Origin of the sequence: Pseudobythopirellula maris (assembly GCF_007859945.1) — a bacterium.
GTDB classification, from domain to species: domain Bacteria; phylum Planctomycetota; class Planctomycetia; order Pirellulales; family Lacipirellulaceae; genus Pseudobythopirellula; species Pseudobythopirellula maris.
Genome location: NZ_SJPQ01000002.1, coordinates 243,911 through 265,262 on the forward strand (window position 1 = coordinate 243,911; position 21,352 = coordinate 265,262).

At 67.8% G+C, this 21,352-nt stretch carries 11 protein-coding genes; 4 read left to right on the forward strand and 7 right to left on the reverse strand.

The features are described from left to right. Window positions 1-327 precede the first annotated feature (327 nt). Window positions 328-6,519, reverse strand: a complete 6,192-nt coding sequence (locus tag Mal64_RS08735) for an alpha-2-macroglobulin family protein (protein WP_197525591.1) — start codon at window positions 6,517-6,519, stop codon at window positions 328-330. 419 nt (window positions 6,520-6,938) lie between these two features. On the opposite strand from Mal64_RS08735, the gene Mal64_RS08740 reads away from it, so the two are divergent. Beyond that, complete coding sequence (locus Mal64_RS08740; protein WP_146399208.1) at window positions 6,939-8,411, forward strand: undecaprenyl-phosphate glucose phosphotransferase; 1,473 nt, start codon at window positions 6,939-6,941, stop codon at window positions 8,409-8,411. A gap of 86 nt (window positions 8,412-8,497) precedes the next feature. On the opposite strand, the gene sppA is transcribed toward Mal64_RS08740, so the two are convergent. Continuing rightward, entirely contained in the window at window positions 8,498-10,300 is a 1,803-nt protein-coding gene (sppA, locus tag Mal64_RS08745; protein ID WP_146399210.1) for a signal peptide peptidase SppA, read from the reverse strand. A 268-nt stretch (window positions 10,301-10,568) separates the two neighbouring features. Between sppA and Mal64_RS08750 the strand changes: the two genes are divergently transcribed. Together Mal64_RS08750 and rdgB are read left to right on the forward strand one after the other, a co-directional pair. Next, window positions 10,569-11,813, forward strand: a complete 1,245-nt coding sequence (locus Mal64_RS08750; RefSeq protein ID WP_146399213.1) for a hypothetical protein — start codon at window positions 10,569-10,571, stop codon at window positions 11,811-11,813. 149 nt (window positions 11,814-11,962) lie between these two features. After that, window positions 11,963-12,577: an RdgB/HAM1 family non-canonical purine NTP pyrophosphatase gene (gene rdgB, locus Mal64_RS08755; RefSeq protein ID WP_146399215.1), complete on the forward strand. Its 615-nt coding sequence runs from the start codon at window positions 11,963-11,965 to the stop codon at window positions 12,575-12,577. 314 nt (window positions 12,578-12,891) lie between these two features. On the opposite strand, the gene Mal64_RS08760 is transcribed toward rdgB, so the two are convergent. The 3 genes from Mal64_RS08760 to Mal64_RS08770 all read right to left on the reverse strand — a co-directional run bounded on the left by Mal64_RS08760 (window position 12,892) and on the right by Mal64_RS08770 (window position 17,307). Then, on the reverse strand, window positions 12,892-14,127 hold the full coding sequence (locus Mal64_RS08760) for an ABC transporter permease (RefSeq protein WP_146399217.1): 1,236 nt from the start codon (window positions 14,125-14,127) through the stop codon (window positions 12,892-12,894). Between the two features lie 115 nt (window positions 14,128-14,242). Beyond that, window positions 14,243-15,157, reverse strand: a complete 915-nt coding sequence (locus Mal64_RS08765; RefSeq protein ID WP_146399219.1) for an ABC transporter permease — start codon at window positions 15,155-15,157, stop codon at window positions 14,243-14,245. Window positions 15,158-15,267: 110 nt separating this feature from the next. Further along, the gene (locus Mal64_RS08770) at window positions 15,268-17,307 is read right to left on the reverse strand and encodes a peptide ABC transporter substrate-binding protein (protein WP_146399221.1); all 2,040 of its coding nucleotides are present in this window, start codon (window positions 17,305-17,307) and stop codon (window positions 15,268-15,270) included. 250 nt (window positions 17,308-17,557) lie between these two features. On the opposite strand from Mal64_RS08770, the gene Mal64_RS08775 reads away from it, so the two are divergent. Further along, the gene (locus Mal64_RS08775; RefSeq protein ID WP_197525592.1) at window positions 17,558-18,058 is read left to right on the forward strand and encodes a TrmH family RNA methyltransferase; all 501 of its coding nucleotides are present in this window, start codon (window positions 17,558-17,560) and stop codon (window positions 18,056-18,058) included. A gap of 25 nt (window positions 18,059-18,083) precedes the next feature. Here the strand turns inward: Mal64_RS08775 and Mal64_RS08780 are convergent, their stop codons facing one another. Next, window positions 18,084-18,452, reverse strand: coding sequence for a response regulator (locus Mal64_RS08780; RefSeq protein ID WP_146399223.1), 369 nt, complete (start codon window positions 18,450-18,452; stop codon window positions 18,084-18,086). A 54-nt stretch (window positions 18,453-18,506) separates the two neighbouring features. Further along, on the reverse strand, window positions 18,507-21,119 hold the full coding sequence (locus tag Mal64_RS08785; protein ID WP_197525593.1) for a prolyl oligopeptidase family serine peptidase: 2,613 nt from the start codon (window positions 21,117-21,119) through the stop codon (window positions 18,507-18,509). Window positions 21,120-21,352 lie beyond the last annotated feature (233 nt).

A 21,352-nucleotide genomic window follows, 5' to 3' on the forward strand; every position in this document is an offset into this window, starting at 1 on the left:
TCTCGTCGATTTTACGGGCCCCTACGAACCCGGCGGCGGCGTCTAAACCGTTGCGCACCAGCGATTTAGCACAAAATAGCCGTGGCCTAAAAATCGTTTCTGCGCGCTTGGCTCAAAACGCTTTGCAGAAATTTCGCGTTCGATCGGTTATCAAGATAATTGGGCGCCGCAGGGGGTCGCCGCCGCGTCAGGCTTTGCGTTTTGCCAGACCAACCCGCGTTGCCAAGCCGCCCTGCTGCGTTTTTAGGCGTGAGCGAGCACGGCAATCGCCAACGAAACTTTTTGGCGAAACCCGCGGGGTGTGTTTCTATATTATTCTTGGCCACTCTAATCGGTCACGCGCACGCGTAGCTCATCGCTGTTGCCGCGGAGCTCGGGGGCGTACAGCGCCGCGGCCTGGGTCGGCAGCGCCGAGAAGCGGCCCGGCGTCTCGGCCCTGAGGCGGTAGCGGACCGTGTGCTCGCCGCGCGGCAGCCGCGAGACGAACAGGTTCACCTGCCGGTCGCGGTACTCGACGTAAGCGCCGAGCGCGTTGCCGTTGTAGCCGCTGCGGACCTCGACCGGCTCGAAGCCGGCCGGTTTGTGATCGGCGAAGAGCAGGTACTCGTAGTCGTTCTTGCTCTCGACCGTGAGCTCGACCTCGACCAGATCGCCGCTCTCAACCTGCGCCAAGTCGTCCAGCTCCTTGCGGTCAAACTTCTCGGCCCGCTGCGAGACGACCTGCCCCAAGGCGCCGCGGGCGTCTTGCTTCGCTTCCACCGGGGTGAGCTTGTAGAGCTTGCGGTCGACGCGCAGCTCGAGCCCGGCGCTGCGGATCCGCTCCTCCATCGTGAAGTTCGTCAGGTAGGCGTTGTAGTAGAGCTTGCCCGAGCCACGCTTGCGCAGCTCGACCGTGTGCCGCCCCGCCGTCAGGTCAGCGCCCTCCAGCGTGAACGAGCCGTCGAACGAGAACAGGTTCTCCGGCGTGATGGCGACCTCCTTGCGTTTGGCGCCGTCGACCCACACTTCGACGGTCTGCTCGGGCCGCCCCTCGCCGCTCGCCAGCAGGTAGTCGGCCATCGCCTCAACGACCAAGGCCGTGTCGCGGGTGCTCGACCAGCGGGCGCCGTGCTTGCGGTTGTTCAGCAGGTACTTCACCAGGCCCGACGTGAGGTTGCTCTCTGGCTCGGTGGCCGACAGGAGCTTGAGGAAGTAGGCGTGCGCCTCGTACTCGCTGCCGTACCAGCGCCACCAGTAGCCGCCGGGCAGGTTGAGGTAGGCGGTCTGATTCTCGGCGTCCTCGACGACGAACTGCTTGAGGTTGCGGATCACGCGGTCGCGCAGGTCGACCAAGCCCTCCTCGGCGTTCTTGGCGAGCGACTCGTCGTGGAGCGCCACGCCGAGCATCGCCTGGGCGTACGGCGCCAGCCGCAGCCGCTCGTCGAACAGCCGGCCGCGCATCTCGCCGTCGGGCGTGCCGGCGCGGACCATCACGAGGTGGACCAGCGCGTCGAGGTTGTCGGCGTGCCGTTTCCACGGCTTCTTGTCGTCGATCAGCGAGCCGTCTTCCTTGGTGTTGCGGAGCATCGCGAGCTGCTTCGCCTGGTGGGTCGAGAGCCACGCCAGGCCGCGCTCCAGCACCTCGGCGTCGACCTTCACGTCGTTGTCGCGGGCGACCAGAAGGCCGCGGACCACCACCGCCGTGGTGTGGGCCGAGCTGCGCTCGCCGTAGCCGCTGAACCAGCCCCAGCCGCCGTCCGTGAGCTGCATCGCGGTGAGCCGCTCGACGCCGGCGCCCACGATCTTGCCGAGCTCGGCGTCGTCGAACACCGGGTTGCGGTCGTACCGCTTCCAGCGGGCGGCCCGTTCGGCGGCGTCGCCGATCTGCTGGGCGTTGAGGTTCGTCCGTTTGTCGCGCACGGCGGCCAAGTCGATCCCCATCCGCATGAGCGTCTGCTGCGTGACGGCCGCCGGCAGGAAGCGGTTGAGCGTCTGCTCGGTGCAGCCGTGGGGGTAGTCGACCAGGTACGGCAAGGCGTCGACCATCGCCCCCGCCAGGGAGGGCGACCAACGCACCACGAGCCGGGTGTCGTCGACGCGGCGTTTCTCGGGGACTTTGATCTCGAACGAGCCGATCCGGTCGCTCGACGCCAGCACGCCGCTGAAGGAGTCGACCCGCTCGGCGCCGTGGACCACGACCGGCAGCTTGGTGAGCACCGCGTCGGAGTCGGCGCCGCTCACGGCGGTGATCTTCAGCGACGCCTCGCCGTCGCGCACGGCCCGCACACGCCAGTCGACGCGAACATCATCGCCCGGCTCGACGGTGATGGTGCGGTGCAACTCGTCGGACGACTCCAGGGCGTCGCCCCCCAGCTCCAGCACGACCTTCACCTCGCGAGCCTCGCCCAGGTAGTTGTGAACGTTCGCGCTGAGGACCGCCTCGTCCGTGTCGACGAGGAACCGCGGCGCCTGCGGCCGGATGAGCAGGTTCTTGCGCGTGACGACCTCGCCGGTGGCCTCGCCGACACGCACGCCGGTCGACATGCACCACACGCGGATGCGCCAGGCGGTGAGGTTGTCGGGCATCGCGAGCGGCAGCTCGGCCAGGCCGTCGGCGCCCACCGTGACGGCGCCGGCCCACAGGGCCGTGTCGGCGAACTCGCTGCGCAACGTGGGTGCAGCCCCGACGCCCTCGGGCAGAGTCACGAATAGATCCACCCCACTTTCCGTCATGTCGAAGTTCACCTCGTCGGACTTCTGGGCCATGCCACGGGCCATCATCGGCGCCGGCGCCGCGTGAGTCACATATTTCTCACGCCTCCTGCTTAGTTGGATAAATACGTCACTATCCGGGTAGATGATGTTCACATCACCGCCGAAGGCGCCGAGCGGCTGCATGGCGGTCTCGCCCGGCTTGGTGACGGGCGATTCGCTGCGCTGCAGGCTGTTTTGGTCGTGGGGGTGGTGGCTGCGGCGCCAGCTCCAGAAGCGCTCGCGGATGTCGCCCCCCGACGGGCCGCCGGCGATGTACTCCACGCTCTTGTCGTAGACGGCCACGACCGCCTCGCCAGCGACCGGCGCGCCCGACTGGTCGGTCACGCGCAGGCGGATCGTCCCCTTCTGCCCCGGCTGGTAGGCCGTGGCCGAGGGCAGCGCCTCGACCTTCAGGACCCGCGAGACGGGCGGCACGGCGATCTGCCGCACGACGGTGTGGACCTTGCCGCCGGAGACCGTCACGGCCTCGACGAAGAAGTTGGGCGAGTCGGCGGCGTCGATCTCGAGATCGACGATCTGGCTCTTGCCAGCGAGCTGCAAACGCTGCGGCGCGGGGTAGACGCGTCCCTCGGGCCGAACGAATAGCAGCACCGACGAGCCGACGCGGTTGGTGTTCACCTGCAAGCGGAGCGTGTCGCCCGGCTGGTGCTCCGGCTTGTCGAGCACCAACTCCAGTTCGTTGTAGAGGAACTCGCCGCCGTCGAAGCCGGGGCCCAGGATCGTGAAGATCACGCCCCCCTCCTGCTTGCGGCCTCGCTCGTCCGTCAGCGCGTAGGCGAGCCGGTAGCGGCCCGCCTCGGAGGCCTTGATCTTCAGCTCGGCGCGGCCCTCGGGGCCGGCCACGAGGTCCCAGGCCTGCACGACCGTCTCGCTCGGCTCGGCCGGCCTGTCGGGGTCGGCGAACGGCGCCGGCGGGGCGAGTTTCAGCAGACGCATTTCCCCCTTGCCGCTCAACGGCTTGCCGTCGGCTCGGCGCACGGCGACCGAGGCGGTCATCGTGTCGCTCACCTGGTAATAACCGCGATCGAGCCAGACCGTGACATTGAATGGCCGGCGGGCCACGAGCACCGAGCCCTTGCCGACGATCGTGCGACGCGACTCGTCGGTCACCTCGGCGGTGACCTCGTAGCGGTGGTCGGTCGAGCCGTAAAGCTCCTTGACGAGCTCCGTGTCGATCGGCAGCAGCAGCGTGCCGCCGGGGCCGATCGGCGCCTCGCCCTCGAGCACCACCTCGGGCGGCGAGCTTGGCCAGGGGAACCACGACGGACGCGGCGCGAAACAGCCCCAGCGGCGCCAGTCGCTGCGCCACGTGGCGTCTTGGCCGAGCCAGCCGTAGCCCTCACCGTACAGCCAGTCCCACGGACGGGGCGGGGTCCACGTCTCACGCCGCTCGCTGCGCAACACCTTGTAGCTTACGGTGGCGCCGGTGACCGGTTCACCGAAGTAGTACTTCGCCTTGACGATGGCGTTGAACTCTTCGCCCAGGGCGACCGGGTCCTCGGGCGCTTCGACCGTGACCTCGAACTCCGGCTTCTTGTACTCTTCGACCAGGAACGACTCGCCGCCGTGGCCGACGACCTCGAGCCGCCAGCGGCCGAGCGTGGCGCCCGCGGGCAACGCGTACTCTCCCTCCAAGCCGCCGTACACGTTCGACGTGAGGGCGAACTCCTCCGCGACTTCGCCCTTGGGGTTGTGCAGCTTGACCTGGAAAGCCTTGTGGGCGAACGGTGAGGGGGTTTCGTCCTCGACGGCCACGCCGTACCTCGGCTTGGCGACCCACGCCTTGAAGTGGACCGTCTGCTCCGGCCGATAGACCGGGCGGTCGGTGACCATGAAGGTCTGCACGTTTTGTGGCCGGTCGCCGGGCGGCGTGCCCCGCCACACGCCGTCGAAGCCGAGATACGCGAAGCGGCCGTCCTCGGTCGTCGCGGTGGTGAGCCATTGGTACTCGGGGTCGATCGCCTGCTTCTTGACGGCGGAGACGAGCAGCCCGTCGGCGTCGGTTTTCTCAGTGAGTCGCTCGGTAAGCACCTTGAACTGCCGGGGGAGCGGCCCGCCGGCGCGCCGGTTGTTGTCGATGCGGAAGCCGAACTGCTCGACATTGGCGCTGGCGATCGGGGCGCCGGTGCGGGCGTCGACCACCGAGGTGAGCCGTTTGCCGGCCATCGGCTTGACGACGATCGCCGTGTCGGCGACCCACACCACAACGCGCACCTCGTTGCCCGCCTTGCCGTCGTCGCCGGCCACGCGGGCGGTGACGAGGTAGCCGCCCGCCTCTTGCAGCGGCGTGGTGACGTCAATCTCTTTGTCGCCATGATCGGGGGCGGCGGCCACGTCGAGCGACCAGCGGGCCGTCTCCTCGCCCACATACTTGTCCTGGCCCTCCTGGATCAGCCGCCAGCCGAGCTGCTCGACCTGCAATTGCTGGTGGTCGAGCTCACGCGGGCCGCTCTCCAGGTAGCCCTTCACGTCGCCGAGCAGCCGGCGGGCGTCGATCTTGTGGGCTGAGAAATCGACGCGCGTGGCGTTGCGCGAGCGGAACTGGAGCGTCGCCCCCGCGCCTGCCGGCTGGGTCGTCACGCCGTCGAAGGCGCCCCAAGGCTCGACGACCTGCGCGAGCCGGGATTTGAGGTTCTTCAGGTGGTTCTGGTTCGGCTTGGGCTGCGAGCTCGCCTTCTCGATCGCCTTGCGCAAGCAGCCGGCCGCCTTGCCGCGTTGGCGGCGGTCGAGGTAGATGGCCGCCAGCTGCTCCCAGCGGCCGAGCTCGCGGTAGGCGGCCAGGTGGTTGTGGCCGCGCGGCAGCTTGAACCGCTTGACCCCGGTCGCGAGGCGGGCGATCGTCTCGTCTTCGCCCAGCGTGGCGAGGTCCCACTTGGCCGCCTCGGCGTCCGCGTCGTCGTCGGGGGTGAAGGCCCAGCCGTGGCTCAGCAGCGAGCGGACGCTGAACTGTTCGCGCAGGAAGTCGGCGTAGCGTGTCTGGCCGACGCCGCTCCTGGACAGCGCCCAACGCCACCTCTCGCCGTCGGTCGTGGCGGCCTGCCACGATTCGGGCAACTCGTGGAAGATCGGCGTGTCGGGGTTGTCGGCATCGACCGGTGGGTCGCTGCCGCCGTAGCTCGGCCAGCCCTCGGATGGCTCGGGCAGCTCCGTCAGATCCGTGATCGCGAGCAACCGCCAGCTGTAGCGGCTGGTGCGGTTCTGGGCGATGGCGTCGGCTGTGTCTCGCCACACTCGGCGGGCCAGGGCTTGGTCGGGTTGCCGTTCGGGGTCGAGCTGTTCGGCGGCCGTCCTGAGCAATTGGAGGCGACGCACACGGTCGCGTTCGACGAAGTTGATGCTCGGCCCGCGCGTCCGGCCATCGGAGCCGCGTACGCTCTCGCCGTCGATCTCGTGCCCCGAATTCGGAAGCCGGCTGTACTGCTGGGCGAGGGCGAACAGCATCGCGGCGTCTTCGCCGTGACGCTCCGCGACGCGCTCGAGCAGGGCGTCGGCCTCGGAGATCTGGTTGAGCCTTTGCAGGCAGGTGACCCGGTCGGCGAGGTCGGCCGGGGTGGCGTCGTCGGTAGCCAGGCGCTCGTCGAGCATCGCGGCCGCTTCGGCCCAGTTGCCCTCGGTCATCGTGGCCTCGACCTTGTCGCGCGAGGGCTGGGCCAGCGCCTCATGGGCGCATGCGAAGACTGCTAGCAGGGCGCTCGCCAAGAGGATTGTTTTCCGCCCAGCGGCGCACAAAGAGCAACGCCCGACGGGCGTGGAGTTGAGACGCATGGTTTCTGCCTGTTCCGGGGGCCTTAGTCGTCGTCTTCCAGGTTGATAACGCCAACATACGAAACACCGACGCGGTTGAGGATCCCGAAGTTTCCTCCCCCGCCGCATAGGGGCCGATTCCTTAGCGCGCGTGGCGTCTTGGGCACAGCGGCGGGGGGCGGTCGGGTGGGTGGCTCCGCTCAACACGTGTTGCTTTTTCGCATCACCCGCGTCTCGGCGCCGGGGGGCCGGACGTGTGTGTGGCAACGAACTTAGCGGTTGCCGCCCGGCGGCGGGGACACGATTGCGGCGGTTTTGGGTAGAAACACTCCGCCGGAGCGGCTACGAGCCCGATTCGCCGAGGGTGGGCATGCGGATTGCTCGTTGGGAATACACAGCCCCCGCACAAGCCTTCCCCTCTCGCCCTACGGCCGTCGCCCATGCCCAGCACCCGCCGCAGCATCCGCCAGCACCACCCGGCCCTTTGCAGCCTGCACCGCGCGGTCGATGCGGCGGCGATCGCCCTGATGGCGTGGCTCGCCGTGCGACACACCCCCGTGGGGGGCGAAGCGGGCCACTCGCTCGTCAACGAACAGATCGGCGTGGCGGCTGTGGCGATCCTCGCCCACTTCGGCGTCAGCGAACTGACGGGGCTCTACCGCAGTTGGCGCGGCGCCCGCCTGCGGGGCGAGCTCGGCGCCTTGCTGCTGAACTGGTGCTACGCCGCCGGGCTGACGCTGGCTCTCGGTCTGGTGACCGGCGCCAACGCCCGCTTCGCCTACGAGTCGAAGATCGCCTGGGCCGTGGGCGCCCCGGCGCTGATGCTGCTGCTGCGGTTCGCTCTGAGGAAGGGGCAGCGGTTCCTGCAGGCCCGCGGCGTGAACACCCGCCGGGTGGCGATCTGCGGCCTGAACGACCTGGGCGTGCAACTCGCCCGCAACCTGGCCGAGACGCCGCAGTACGGCCTGAAGACCACCGGCTTCTACGACGACCGCAACGGCAACGACCGCAGCGAGACGGATGGCGCCGGCGAGACGGCCGACCGGCTCAGCGACCTGCCCGAGGGGCTCGGTGATCAGGTCGGCACGATCGACGACTTGGTGGCCGCCGCCCGCACGGGCGAAGTGGAGACCGTCTACCTCACATTCCCGATGCGTGCCGAGGAGCGGCTACGCGGCGTCTTGGCCCGACTCAGCGACACGACGGCCGATGTGTACGTGGTGCCCGACTTCTTCGTGTTCGAGCTGCTGCACGCCCGCCTGACCGACGTCGGCGGCCTGCCGGCTGTGAGCATCCACGAGAACCCGCTGTGCGGCGCTGACGGCCTGGCGAAGCGGGCGGCCGATCTGGTGGCCGCCGCGCTGCTGCTCGTGCTGCTTGCAGGCCCGATGGCGGTGATCGCCGCCGCGATCAAGCTCACCAGCCGCGGGCCGGTCTTCTTCCGCCAGAAGCGCTATGGGCTCGATGGCCGGGAGATCCTGGTCTGGAAGTTCCGCAGCATGCGGACCGACTTGTGCGAAAACGGCCCGGTGGTTAAGCAAGCCACGCAGGGCGACAGCCGCATCACGCCCCTGGGCGCCGTGCTGCGGAAAACGAGCCTCGACGAGCTGCCGCAGCTGCTTAACGTGATCGGCGGCTCGATGAGCCTGGTGGGCCCCCGGCCGCACGCCACGGCCCACAACGAGCAGTACCGCACGCTGATCGACGGCTACATGCTGCGTCACAAAGTAAAGCCCGGCATCACGGGCCTCGCCCAGGTGATGGGCTACCGCGGCGAGACCGAGACCCTCGAGAAGATGGAGGGCCGCGTCCGCTACGACAAGCAGTACATCAGGGACTGGTCGCTGTGGATGGACCTGAAGATCCTGTTCCGCACGGTAGGCGTGGTGCTACGCCAAGAGAACGCTTATTGAGTTGAACCGCGAAGGAACGACGGAACAAAGAAGCCCCCCCGCGGAATACAAGTTCACGTCGTTCCTTTGTTCCTTTGTGGTTCATTTTATTCTATCGACACGGCGACCGGCGAGAGCATCAGCACCGGCTCGCGGCGCAGGAGCTTCTGCAGCAGCGTCGCCCGGCGGGCGAGCTCGGAGAGTTCGGGCGAGACGGTCTGCAGGCCGATCGACAGCCGCACCTCGCGCTGCGGGTCACCCGAGCCAAAGAGCGACTCGAACAGGTCGACCGGCTCGGGCAGCGTTTTGATCTCGACCTTGGCGTCTGCGTCGAGGCCGGCCAGCTGCTTGGCTTCGGCGACGGCGTCGGCGAGGGCGCCGATCTCGTCGACCAAGCGTAGCTGCTTCGCCTGGCGGCCGGTGTAGACCTTGCCGCCCGCCAGCTCCTTGACCCGCGCGTGCTCCAGGCCACGGCCCTCGGCCGCCTTGCTGGTGAACTGCTCGTAGGTTTCCTCCATCATCGCGGTGATCGCCTCGCGTTCGGAGTCGCTGAACCGCTCGATCAGGCTGAACAGCCCGCTGTTGCGGCCGCGGCTGACCGAGTCGGTCGTCACCCCCACCTTGTCGAGCAAGCCGGCGATCGCCATCTTGCCGCCGACCACGCCGATCGATCCGGTGATTGTGCCGGGCTCGGCGAAGATCTTGTCGCAGCCCATCGCCAGGTAATAGCCGCCGCTGGCGGCCGTGTCGCCCATGCTGGCGACAACCGGCTTCTCGATCTGTTGGATGCGGCTCCACATCAGGTCGCTCGCCAAGGCCGAGCCACCGGGGCTGTCGATCCGCAGCACGATGGCCGCCACGTCCTTGTCGCGATCGGCTTCGGCGAGGGCCTCGATCAGCGTGGTCGAGCCGAGCGACGATTCGCCGAGGGCCGAGTCTTCGCTCTCGCCGGTGTGGATCGCGCCGACGGCGTAGACCACGGCGATCTTGCTCGCCTTGGAGCGGCCCTTGCCGCCCCCCCCGCCCGCCATCAGCTGCATCAGCTTGAGGAAACCGGTCGGGCCGGAGAAGTCGGTGTCGACCCCCTCCTTGCCGTAGTTGCGGACGTAAACGAACCGGTCGGCTTCGTTGGACTCTTTGAGCGAGGCGCGCAGCTCTTCGGGATACGCCACCCGGTCGATCAGCCCCGCCTCCTTCGCCTTGGTCGCCGTTATCAGGCCAATATCGACCAGCTCACGGACGCGGGCCTCGGTCACCGGCCGCTCGAGGGCGATGGTCTCGATCATCTGCTCGTAGAGGTCGTTGACCAGGGCGGTCATGTTCGCCTTGACTGGCTCGCTCCACTCGCGGCGGGTGTACGGCTCGGCGGCGCCCTTGGCCTCGCCCATGTGGATGAAGTCCGCCTTCACGCCGAGCTTCGACAGCATCCCCTTGTAGAAGAACGGCTCGGCACGCACGCCGGTGAGCGTCAGGTAGCCCGACTCGGGCATGACGATCTCGTCGCACGCGCAGGCCAGCTGGTAGGCGGGCCCGGTCGCCATGTCGAGCTGGGCGACCACTTGCTTGCCGCTGGCGCGGAACCGCTTGATCGCCGCGCGGAGTTCGGCCACTTGGCCGCGGCCGAGCGGCGGGCTCTCGAGCCGCAGCAGCATGCCGGCGATCTTCTTGTCTTCGGCGGCCTGGTCGAAGCGAGTGATGAGCTTCCGGAGGTCGATGCTCAGCTCGCCGAACAGCCCGCCGCCGCCGGGCGACTCGGGCAACGCCTCGTCGAGAATGAACTCCGCGTAGCGGACCTTCGTGGGCCGCGGCTTCTCGGCCGCGGTCGCCGTTTCGGTCAGAGCGCTCCCTACGCACGACAGCGTGATGAGGAGCAGGGGTAATGAGCAGTACGAACCGGGGCGGGTGATCATAGGAGAAGGACGCTAGCGTGGGATGGATGCGAAGGGCCGCGACCCTGCGGCGATTGCGAGGACGGGGGCCGATTGGCAATCTTACCTCGTGCCCCGGCTCCGGGGCGACCGTTTTCGGGCCCGAAACGCCTTGTTTTGCCCGATCGATTCGCTATGGAGCCGCCGCGGGGCGTTTGGTACGGTCCCCGCCCCGAAGCGCCGCCCCCGCCGACGCCTCGGCAGGCAGGACATTTCTGCTCCCCAACGGCCTCGACCCGGAGCCCCTCGGATGCGAACACTCACACTCACACTCGCCACCCTCCTCACACTGGCCGCCGCCCGACCGGCAGAGGCCCAGTTCTGGAAGCGGCTGATCCCCGGCGGCGCCGACGAGCCCGCCGCCGCGGCGCCCGACGCCGACTTCTCGCTCTCGCAGGAAGACGGCCCCTGGCTGATCATGGCCACCACGTTCAGCGGCGAGGGCGCCGAACAGCAAGCGATCGAGCTCTGCCGCGAGATGCGCGAGAGCTTCCGCCTTGAGGCGTACGTCCACGACATGACGTTCGACTACTCCGAGGAGGAGCAGGTCGGCCGCGGCATCGACGAGTACGGCGCCCCGATCAAGATGCGCTACCGCCGCGGCGAGAAGCAACACGAGTGGGCCGTGCTGGTGGGCGACTACCCAGACGTCGAAGACCCGATCGCCCAGAAGCATCTCAACCAGATCAAGAAGCTCCAGCCCGAGGCCCTGAAGATGGGCGCCGACGGCGAGACGAGCCAGAACTACGCCCACATCCGCCGCATGCAGGAAATGGTGCTCAAGCGCAAGGGCGTGGGCCCGATGCGCACCGCGTTCATGACCCGCAACCCGCTCCTCCCCAAGGAGTACTTCGTCCCCAAGGGGGTCGACAAGTTCGTCGCGAAGATGAACAAGGGCATGAAGCACAGCCTGCTGAAGGCGGACGGCAAGTACACGATCAAGGTCGCCACGTTCCGCGGACGCGGCGTGCTCCAGGGCGCCTCGGGCGGCATGAGCGAGCAGGACCAAGACGACTCGCTCGTCGAGGCGGCCGAGAACGCCCACCTGCTGTGCGAGGCGATGCGCGACAAGGGCTGGGAGGCGTACGAGTTCCACGACCGCCAGCAGAGCTACGTGACGGTCGGCTCGTTCGACACGGTCGACAAGCAAGCCGCCGGCACGCCGATCGACCAGATCCGTTCGCTCCAGCAGCTGCGGAACGAGGCGGTCGAGATCGTCCAGACGTTCGGCGCCGCGTACGACACGCCGAGCGCCCCGCTCGAGAAGCGCCGCCGCTCGATGGCCGACCGGGCCCGGGCCGAGGAAGTGGTGCAAGGCTTCAACAAGGTGTTCACCAGCGAGATGGGCCAAGTGGCCGCGGGGCTGAACCCGAAGTTCGCGATGGTCGACGACGGCGCCCGTCGCGGCGGCCGCCCGATCCCGTTCGACATCCACCCGCTGGTGATCGAGGCCCCACGCGAGAGCGTGAGCGGCGCCTTCGCCTGGCGTCGGTAGGTCGAAACGACTCGCACAACCAATCCCACGTAGCCGCCGACTTGCAGTCGGCGGTTTTTCTTTGCGCGGAGGTTGATTACGCTCGTGGCGCCTTCCGCCGACTGTAAGTCGGCGGCTACTCCCCTACGGTTTTTGAGAAGAACAGCGGTATGACCTCTCCGACTCTGGTGATCGGTTCGCACAACGCCAAGAAGGGGCGCGAGCTCGCGGAGCTCGTGGCGCCGTATGGCCTCACGGCCAAGACGCTCGCCGATTTCCCCGACGCCCCCGAGCCCGTGGAAGACGGCGACACGTTCGAGGCGAACGCCCGCATCAAGGCCACGGAGCAGGCGCGGGCGCTCGGCCAATGGGTGATCGCCGACGACAGCGGCATCTGCGTCGACGCCCTCGGGGGCGAGCCTGGGATCTACTCGGCGCGCTTCGCGGCGATGGCCGATGCGGGCGAGGGAGACGAGGCCAACAACACGCTGCTGCTCAGCAAGCTCGATGGCCTGCCGCCCGCCAAGCGCGGCGCCCACTACGTGGCCGTCGTTGCGCTGGCCGACCCCACGGGCGAAGTGCGAGCCGAGACCCGCGGCGAGTGCCACGGCCGCATCACGACCGAGCGCCGCGGCGCGAACGGCTTCGGTTACGACCCGCTGTTCGAACTGCGCGAGTACCACCGCACGTTTGGCGAGCTGGGCCCCGAAGTCAAGCGCGCCCTGAGCCACCGCTCACGGGCGATGCGCCAGATGCTGCCGCGACTGGTGGCGCTGCTGAAGTAGGAACCACAGATGAACACAGATAGACACCGATGAAAAGTGGCGTCTATGAGTTAGCCGAATGGTGTGACTTCTCCTGTTGCGTCGTTGATGTGCAATACCCACGGACCGTCGAGTACTGGACGGGCGCCTTCTCCCCCAATGACCTCGCCCAAGTCATACACGATGCTCCATGACCCAATTCCTTGAAGTCCATCGCACCACCGTACAGAGAGCGGCTCAACGCTACGACTTGTCGTCTTTAGCACATAGCGATTTGCAGCGATGATGGCGTCTACTTCTTTCATCGGTGTCTATCTGTGTTCATCTGTGGTTCTTCAACGATCTCGCAGCTTCGGATCGAACGCGTCGCGCAGCCCGTCGCCCAGGAAGTTGAGCGCGAAGAGCGTCACGCCGATCGCCAGGCTGGGGAACACGATCAGCCACCAGTAGACCTTCACGGGCGTGATGACCTGGATCCCTTCATTCGCCAGCAGGCCCCACGACACGTCGGGCGGCTCAACGCCCAGGCCCAAGAACGACAGGAACGCTTCGAAAAGGATCACCCGGGGGATCGTGAGCGTGAGGTACACGATCACCACGCTCAAGAGGTTCGGCACGATGTGGCGGAACAGTATCACCCGGTGCGACGCCCCGACGGCCCGGGCCGCCTCGACGAACGGCTCGTTCTTGAGCGAGAGGACCTGGCCCCGCACCACGCGGGCCATCGTGAGCCAGTAGATGGCGCCCACCACAAAGTAGAAGATCGTGATCCGGTCGACGCCGTAGCTCTCGAGCACGTCTTTGATGTCGTCTTGCCCCAACACCGTGATCAGGAAGATCACGACGAAGATAAACGGCACGCTGTAGAGCACGTCGACCGCACGCATCATCGCGTCGTCGACCCAGCCGCCGGCGTAGCCGGAGATCGCGCCGTAGGTGACGCCGATCACGAGCGACACCAGCGTGGCGACGACGCCGACGATCAGCGACACCCGGGCGCCCCAGAAGATGCGGCTCAGCACGTCGCGGCCCAGCTTGTCGCGGCCGCAGATCGAGGCGAGCGACCATTTCCCCAGCACCGTGTAGCGCATCCGCACCATCGCCCGGCTGAGCGGGTCGAGCCGCGGGAAGCCGGCGTTCGTGTAGGGCCGCTGCACGAGCCCGGCCACGGTCGCCTTGGCGAGCCGCACCGTGCGACGCCCTTCGGCGAGCGCTTCCTCGTCCGCCTCGTTGTTTGACTCGCTGTTTGACTCTAGCGTGGCGAGCGCCGTGCGGGCTTCGGCCAAGTCCTCCCGGGCGGCGGGCAAACGCTCGGCGGAGGTCTCGATGTCGGCCGGGTCGAAGTCGAACGACGGCTCGAAGAGCGGCCAGACGGTGGGCGGATCGAACTGACGCTTGGTGTCGATCGCGTCGGAGGGCTGCAGCGGCAGCACCGGCGTGAGGAACGCCAACACCGCCACCGCGACGAGCGTCCACAGCGACGCCATCGCCGGCCCGCTCCGCCGCAACCGGCGCCAGGCGTCTTGCGTGAGCGAAACGCCGTGTGTTTGGTTCGAGGGGTACTGGGTCATGCGTCCCCCGCTCCGATGAATAAGAATGCGGATTTCGGATGGCGGATCGCGGAATGGAAAGTGCGCAGCACTTCATTCGTGATTACGCAATCCGGAATCCGCATCCCGCATTCCATCACTTCCACTCCACCCGTGGATCGAGCAGGCCGTAGGCGATGTCGACCAAGAGGTTCATCGTGTAGAGCAACACCGTGTAGAGCAGCACGACGCCCATCGCCAGCGTGTAGTCGCGCAAGATCGCCGACTGCACGAAGTGCCAGCCCAAGCCGGGGATCGCGAAGATCTGCTCCACCACCGGCGAGCCGGTCAGCACCCCCGCCACGGCCGGGCCCAAAAAGGACACCACAGGCAGCATGGCCGAGGGCATCGCATGCCGCATCGTCACCGTGGTCGGCGAGAGGCCCTTGGCCCGCGCCGTGCGGATGCAGTCTTGCGACAGCGAGTCGAGCATGCCGGTCCGGGCGATGCGGGCGACGTACGCCGCGTACGGCGCTCCGAGACACAAGGCGGGCAAGATCAGCTGCCGGATCGACCCCCAGCCGGCCGCCGGCAACAGCGGGATCGTGAACACGAACAAGATGATCGCGAAGCCGGCCACGACGAAGTTCGGCAGCGCGATGCCGATCGTGGCGACCGACATCAGCGCGTGGTCGGCCGCCGTGCCGCGCATCACGGCCGACACGATCCCCGCCACGAGACCCACCGAGAACGCAAACGCCAAAGCGAGCAGCCCCAGCGCGGCCGAGATCGGCAGCCCCTCGCGGATGACGCGGCTCACGCGCACGTCTCGCCGCATGCTGTGCCCCAGGTCAAAGGTCGCCACGTCCCACAGCCGGAGGACGTATTGCTCGGGGAGCGGCTTGTCGAGGTCGAACTGCCGCTTGATGTTCGCCTCGATCTCGGGCTCGAGCTTGCGCTCGCGGTCATACGGCCCGCCCGGCACGGCGTGCATCAGCAGGAACGACACGGTGAACACCACCCACACGGTGATGAGCATCCAGACGAACCGGCGAGCGAGGAAGGCGAGCATAGAATAAGGTGCTGCGAAGCAGTCCGTTTTTATCCCCCTCCCCTGAAAGGGGAGGGGCTAGGGGAGGGGTTAAAGGTCTCGATCGCAAAGAAACCTACCTGTGGGGGCGATTACTCGGTTCCTGTTTTAAGAACAGCATCTTGTGTTGGGTTATCAAGGGCGTTGCGAGTACTCGCTTCAACCCCCTCCCCCCGTTGCATCAGTGAATTGGCCTCCCCCTGCCGGGGAGGGGGATTCTTAAAGCTCGCTGCGCTTGCTAAATCAGGCGCCATAAACTCATTCGGCCCCGTCGCCGCGCGGTCGAGCGACAACGCCCTGAGCGGGTGCTGGTCCTGCGCGTTGTTCCAGAACCCCCGCACGTGCGGCCGCACAAGATTCCGCGACACGTAAAAATAAAACGGGATCAGCGGCAGCTCGTCGACCAAGATCTCCTCGGCGCGGTGCAGCATGGCGAGCCGCTCCTGGGCGTCGACCTCGACGGCCGCCTCGCGGATCAGCCGATCGTACTCCTCGCTCGACCAGCCGGTGCTGTTGTTCTCGCCGCCGGTGACGAACATGTCGAGGAACGTGTTCGGATCGGGGTAGTCGGCGCCCCAGGCGCGGCGGCTCACGTCGTAGCGGCCTTGGCGTTGGGTCGAGAGGTACGTGCCCCACTCCTCGTTGCGGAGCGACACTTCGACGCCGAGCGTCTTCTGCCACTGCTTCCTAACGAGTTCGGCGATCGTCTGATGGGCCTCGTTCGTGTTGTAGTGGATCTCGAGCTTGGGGAAGCCCACACCGCCAGGAAAACCGGCATCGGCCAGCAGGCGGCGGGCCTCCTCCGGATCGTACGCCGGGCACAACGGCGACTCGTAGCCCACCAGCCCCGGGGGGCAGAGGCTGCGGGCCGGCGTCTCGCCCGCCGTGGCCGTGTCGATCACCTCGCTGCGATCGAGCGCCATGGCCAGCGCCTTGCGAACGCGCACGTCGCTCAACGGCGGCCGGCGGACGTTGACGATATAGAAATACGTGGTCAGCATCGGCGCCGGGTTGTAGTCGTCGCGCGGCGGGTCGGCGTTCTTTAGCTCGCGGGCGATCAGCGGCTCGGCCTTCGTGACCCAATCGACCTCGCCCGTGGCGTACAGGTTGAACGCCGTGAAGTACGACTCGACGGCCAGCGCGTCGATCGTTTCGATCGCCACGTTGTCGCGGTCCCAGTAGTGCGGGTTCTTCTGCAACCGAATACGGTCGCGCAACCGGCGGAGCTTGAGCCGGTACGCGCCGTTCGTGACGATGTTCTCGGGCTCCATCCAGTCGGGCGAGCCGTGCGTTTCGAGACACTCCCGGTTCACCGGCGAGAGCGGGTAGAACGCCAGCAGGTCGAGCCAGTAAGCCGTGGGCGACTCGAGCACGGTCTCGACCGTGCGGTCGTCCAGAGCGCGGAATCCTACCTCGCCGAAGTCGAGCAGCAATTGCTTGCAAACCGTGGCGTCAGCCGCCCGCTCGTCTTGGCCGCCGACGCGGAACCGCCGCTCCTCGCCGCCCAGGTCGACGACGAATGTCCGCACCGCGGTGTAACGCTCGGGGTCGGCCGCTTCGGCTTCGGAGACCCCCGCGTCGATGTCCATGCGCACCAGCTCGCCGCGCAGCACGCGACCGCGGGCGAAGGGCGCCGCCCCGGCAGGGAGCTCGTGCAGCTCGATCTCAACGGAGTCGCCCACCTCCACGCCGCGGGCGGCCTGGCTGTAGCGGCGGCCGTTCTTCAGGTACCACGCCTGGTAGGCGTACTCGGCCACGGTCAAAGGATCGAGGAACCGCCGCATCGAGTAAACGAAGTCGTCGGCCGTGATCGGCTCGCCGTTGGACCACTTGGCGTCTTCGCGCAGGTGGAACGTGTAGGTGAGGCCGTCCTCCGACACGTCCCACCGCTCGGCGACGCCCGGCTGCGGGGTGTTGTCCTTGGGGCTCTGCCGCACGAGGCCCTCGTAGAGCGACCAGATGACCCGTCCCTCCGGTTGGCCGGTGACCACGGCGGGGTCGAGCGACTCGATTTCGGTCTCGTTGGTGAACGTGAAATCGGCGGCCGGCAAACGCCCGAGCGACACAACCCGCGCCACGCCGCCCAGCAGGGCTACGAGCAGCAAGCCGAGCATCGTCAGGCGGCTGGGCATGGCGGGAGGGGCCAGGATTCAGGGTGGGGGGCGGAAAGCTACCGGCGAGGATAAGGCAATCGGGCGGCCGCTAGGAGGGGGACTCACCACCGAGAGCACAGAGAACACCGAGAAGTTGCTCAGCAGGATTGACAGAATCGACCGCATGGACGGCAATCAAACACCGCTGTGATGCTTTCCCAATCGTGCCGATCCGGTTGATCCCGTCGGCTTCTTCCTCCGTCTCCTCTGGGCTCTCTGTAGAAAACATTTGACCGATCGAGAACACATCCGCCACCGCCCGCCGCGCACGCTCGACCGGCCGCGGGAGCTGCTGCTCGTCTGCTCGCCGATGCGCAGCGCTGTGAACCTGTCGCGGATCGCGCGGGCCGCCGGCTGCTGCGGCGTGACACGCATCATCGCCACGGGCCGGGCGAAACTCGACCCGAAGATCGCCCGCGACGCGGCCGAGACGATCGCGCTCGAGGTGAAGCGTTCGCTGCCGCCGGTCCTCAAGCAGCTCCGCACGGAGGGCTACCACTTGGTCGGTCTCGAGCAGACAAGCGATTCGCACGACCTGCACGAGTACCGCTTCGAGCGCAAGACCGCGCTGGTCATCGGCAGCGAGCGCGAGGGGCTCTCCGACGACGTTCTGCCGCTGCTGCACGCGGCGGTCGAGATCCCCGTGTGGGGCCTGCCGCACAGCTACAACGCCGCGACGGCGACCTGCATGGCGCTCTACGAGTACTGCCGGCAGTTTCCCAGCGGCTAGAGTTCCCGGCGGCTAACACGGCGTGCTAGCCGAGCACCGCCGCGACGCGCTCGACCGCCGAGGGGTCGTTGTACTCGAGCTTGCCAAAACCGCGCAGCGCGCCGGCCGCCTCGGCGGCGTCTTGGTGTTCGGCGAGATTCGTGACGAGCATCACCGGAACGTCGCTCATACGCTCGTCGGCCTTCATCTGGCGGATGATCTCCAGGCCGTCAGAGTAATCTTCGTCGAGCTTGCGATTGATCACCACTAGGTGGTAATCGCCCGCGGCGAGCTTCTCGAACGTGTCGGCCGGCAGCCTCGCGCGGTCGACGGTCACATCGAAGTTGCTGGTGAGGAACGAGGTGATCGCCCGGTGGTCGGGGTCGCAGTTGCCGACATCAAGAACGCGTTTCATAGCTGGGGCTTCAGGTGTTTCAGGAAGGGCTCTTCGAGGTTCTACTGCGACATTCTACAGGGCAAGGTCGCGCCAGACGATGTCGGGGCCGACACTCCAGTCGTTCGAAAAACGGCCGGCCGCCCGCACGTCGCCCACGCCATCGACCAGCGTCTCGGGTCCGTAAATCATCAGGTCGGGGTAGGCGACACCTGACCAGAAGTAACGCAGCCGGTTCGTCATCCGCATGCCGACCACGCCCGTGCCGCCGACGACCGCAACGCACGCGTTGCGGCTGCCCGGCCGGGGGCGGACCATCAGCACCGCGAGGTCGTCGCCCATTTCGGGCCGCGGGCCGACGTCGACTCGGCCGCGCTCGACCCGCACCGGCGAGCCGCCCAACAGCGGCCGCCAGGCGGCGTTCGTGTCGGCGTTGCCGTAGAGCACCACGCTGCGAGTGCGATCGCCGTACGGGTTGAAAAGCACGTCGGGCGCCACCTCCAGCGAGCCGGCTCCGCGGTAGGCGAACAGCTGGGCGTCGTAGCGAGCCTTGGCCTCGGCCCAACGGTTCTCCTCGGCCGTGCCGCGGGTGCCGTAAACCAGCAGCGGCCGGTGGTCGAACACCGACTTAAAACCGCCCGAGCGTCCGGAGTGCTTCAGCCGCGAATTCGGTCGGTAGACCCGCCACTCGCCGGGGCTCGGCAGGCCGCGGGCGTCTTGCTGGGCGAGCCACAATCGGCCCGAGCCGGGCGTTTTGGGAACCGGAACCGTCTTGCCATCGATCCGCACGCGGACCGGGCCGTCGCCCTCCAGACCGCTCAAGTCGAGCGACATCCGCGCGACGTTGGTCGTCCGGCCGCTGATGCTGCGACCCTTCGGGTCGCGACGCAGCACGACGCGCGACGGCGTGAGGGCCTCGACCTGCGACTCGATCCGCGCCCAGTCGCTTCCGCCAACGGCGCCCGGGTCGAGCGTTGTGTAGTCGAGTTGGTCGGGGTCGGCGTCGAGCCGAGCACGCCGCATCAGGTCGACGGCCGCCGGCAGTTCGCATGTTCTGGCGGCGTCGTGACCCACGCCGGGCGGCTCGTGGTAAAGAAAATTCGGGTGGAACTCGCCCAGCCGGCCACGCAAGTAACGGCTCTCGGCCGGTGATACGACCCGGTCCTCGGCGCCGTGGACCACCGCCACCGCCGTTCGCTCCAAATTAGTGAGCAACCGATCGACCTCGCCCGGCGCCACCCCGCGGGTGAGGGCGTCGAGCATGGGCGTCGACGGGTCGCCACCCAACGACGCGCCGCCATAGGTCCGAAAACTGACCCAGCCGGCCGATGGCGCCACCGCCGCAAACCGGCCGGGGTGCGTCACACCCAAGAGCCAGGCGCCGTGCCCCCCCATGCCGTGGCCGGCGACGCTCACCCGCCGCTCGTCGGTTTCGTGATTGGCGAGGAAGTGATCGAGCGCTTCGAGGGCGTCGGCGGCGGCCCAATCTTCCCAGTCGAAGCCGTAGTCCCCCCTGCCCTGCGGGCAGACCGTGTAGGCCCACGGCTTCGGCGTGCAGAGTTTGGCGAATGCGTGGCTCGACTGGCCGGCGTCGTGCAACGCCAGGACCACACCGGGCCGCTCGCCCTCGGCGATCGGCGCCGCGGGCGGCACGACCGTGTAAGGCTGCAGGCTGTCATCGAGTTCGCTGACGAATGTCCGCACGATCGGCTCTCCGGCGCCCGCCACGCGCAGAGCGACCGTTTCGGTCGCGAGCACCGCACGTGCGGACGCCTCGGCGTCGTCGTTGTCGGCATCCTGCCGAGCGCCACGGGCCTGGACCAAGTCGATCCGGACTCGCACCTCGCTCATGCCCTCGGCCGGTTTGATCGTCGGCAGCCGTAGCCGCACCGGTGTGCGCGCGAGCGACTCGAGCGACGGCACGGGATGCGACACCGGGGAAGTCGCCTCGCCTTGCGCTTCGTTCGCGTCCTCGACCACGGTCGCCAGCAGCTCGAGGTCGGTGAGCCGTTGGTCGCTCGCGTTCACAAGCGTGAGCGACGCCATGCCGTTGGTGAGGGTCTCGCCGCGAACGAGATCGGGCAGAACGGCGCCCGCGGCGCAGAGCGTGGCGTTCTTGCCAGCAGGTTCGAGCGACGCGGAGAAACCCGCCCCCACCAAGTGGAACAGCAAGCGGTTGCGACCGGCGGCGAGCCGAATCGGCACGTCGACGTCGCCGCGGGCGTACGGATCGCCCACGTGCCACGCTCCCTCAACACAAACGGCGGCGTGGCGAGCCGCTTTGAGCAACACGACCCGATCGTCGGGCGACTCGATCGTCGCCAAGGCGTAGCCCCCCATGAGGTCGGCTCCGGCGATCTCGCCCTCGGGTCCTGTCTCGATCCGTCGCCATTCGCCCGGTCGGCCTTCCGCGCCGCTGGCGCCAGGCTCGGGCCAATCGCCGCGGGCGAGTTGGGCCTCGATCGGGTCGCGGTGCAGCGGGCCGCGACGGTAGTCGCCCACCGACGGGGTGACCCAATAGTCCCGCAGCACGAGCGGCCCGTCGCCCAGCACGGGAGGCCGATCGCTCGCTTCGGCGCCGCTCGTGTCGGAAGCGCTCGCTGCTTCGCCTGAGGCCTGCTCGTTCGATGCCGAGGCGGCCAGTGCGTTGTTCGCCGGGGCGAGGGTCAACGCGAAGGCGATCGCCAAAGCGAATAGGCCCGGAGGGAACGATTTTAGCGATAAATTTGGCATAGGGGACGCGAGCAAGGGGGGTCGGTTCGGGCGGACCCTCCATTCTACCACGCGCGTCGAGGCGGGGACTGGCCCCCGTTTCACCCCCGGATGGGTGGCGAGATCGGCGTCGCGGCGGCGCCGGCCCGCGCGTTAACATACGCCTGGTACACGCCGCCGGTCGGCGTCGGACAAAGCCCCTCAAGCGG

Coding starts and splice junctions, on each gene's coding strand:
- Mal64_RS08735 (WP_197525591.1), bottom strand. CDS start 6,519: ATGCGTCTCAACTCCACGCCCGTCGGGCGTTGCTCTTTGTGCGCCGCT.
- Mal64_RS08740 (WP_146399208.1), top strand. CDS start 6,939: ATGCCCAGCACCCGCCGCAGCATCCGCCAGCACCACCCGGCCCTTTGC.
- sppA (WP_146399210.1), bottom strand. CDS start 10,300: ATGATCACCCGCCCCGGTTCGTACTGCTCATTACCCCTGCTCCTCATC.
- Mal64_RS08750 (WP_146399213.1), top strand. CDS start 10,569: ATGCGAACACTCACACTCACACTCGCCACCCTCCTCACACTGGCCGCC.
- rdgB (WP_146399215.1), top strand. CDS start 11,963: ATGACCTCTCCGACTCTGGTGATCGGTTCGCACAACGCCAAGAAGGGG.
- Mal64_RS08760 (WP_146399217.1), bottom strand. CDS start 14,127: ATGACCCAGTACCCCTCGAACCAAACACACGGCGTTTCGCTCACGCAA.
- Mal64_RS08765 (WP_146399219.1), bottom strand. CDS start 15,157: ATGCTCGCCTTCCTCGCTCGCCGGTTCGTCTGGATGCTCATCACCGTG.
- Mal64_RS08770 (WP_146399221.1), bottom strand. CDS start 17,307: ATGCCCAGCCGCCTGACGATGCTCGGCTTGCTGCTCGTAGCCCTGCTG.
- Mal64_RS08780 (WP_146399223.1), bottom strand. CDS start 18,452: ATGAAACGCGTTCTTGATGTCGGCAACTGCGACCCCGACCACCGGGCG.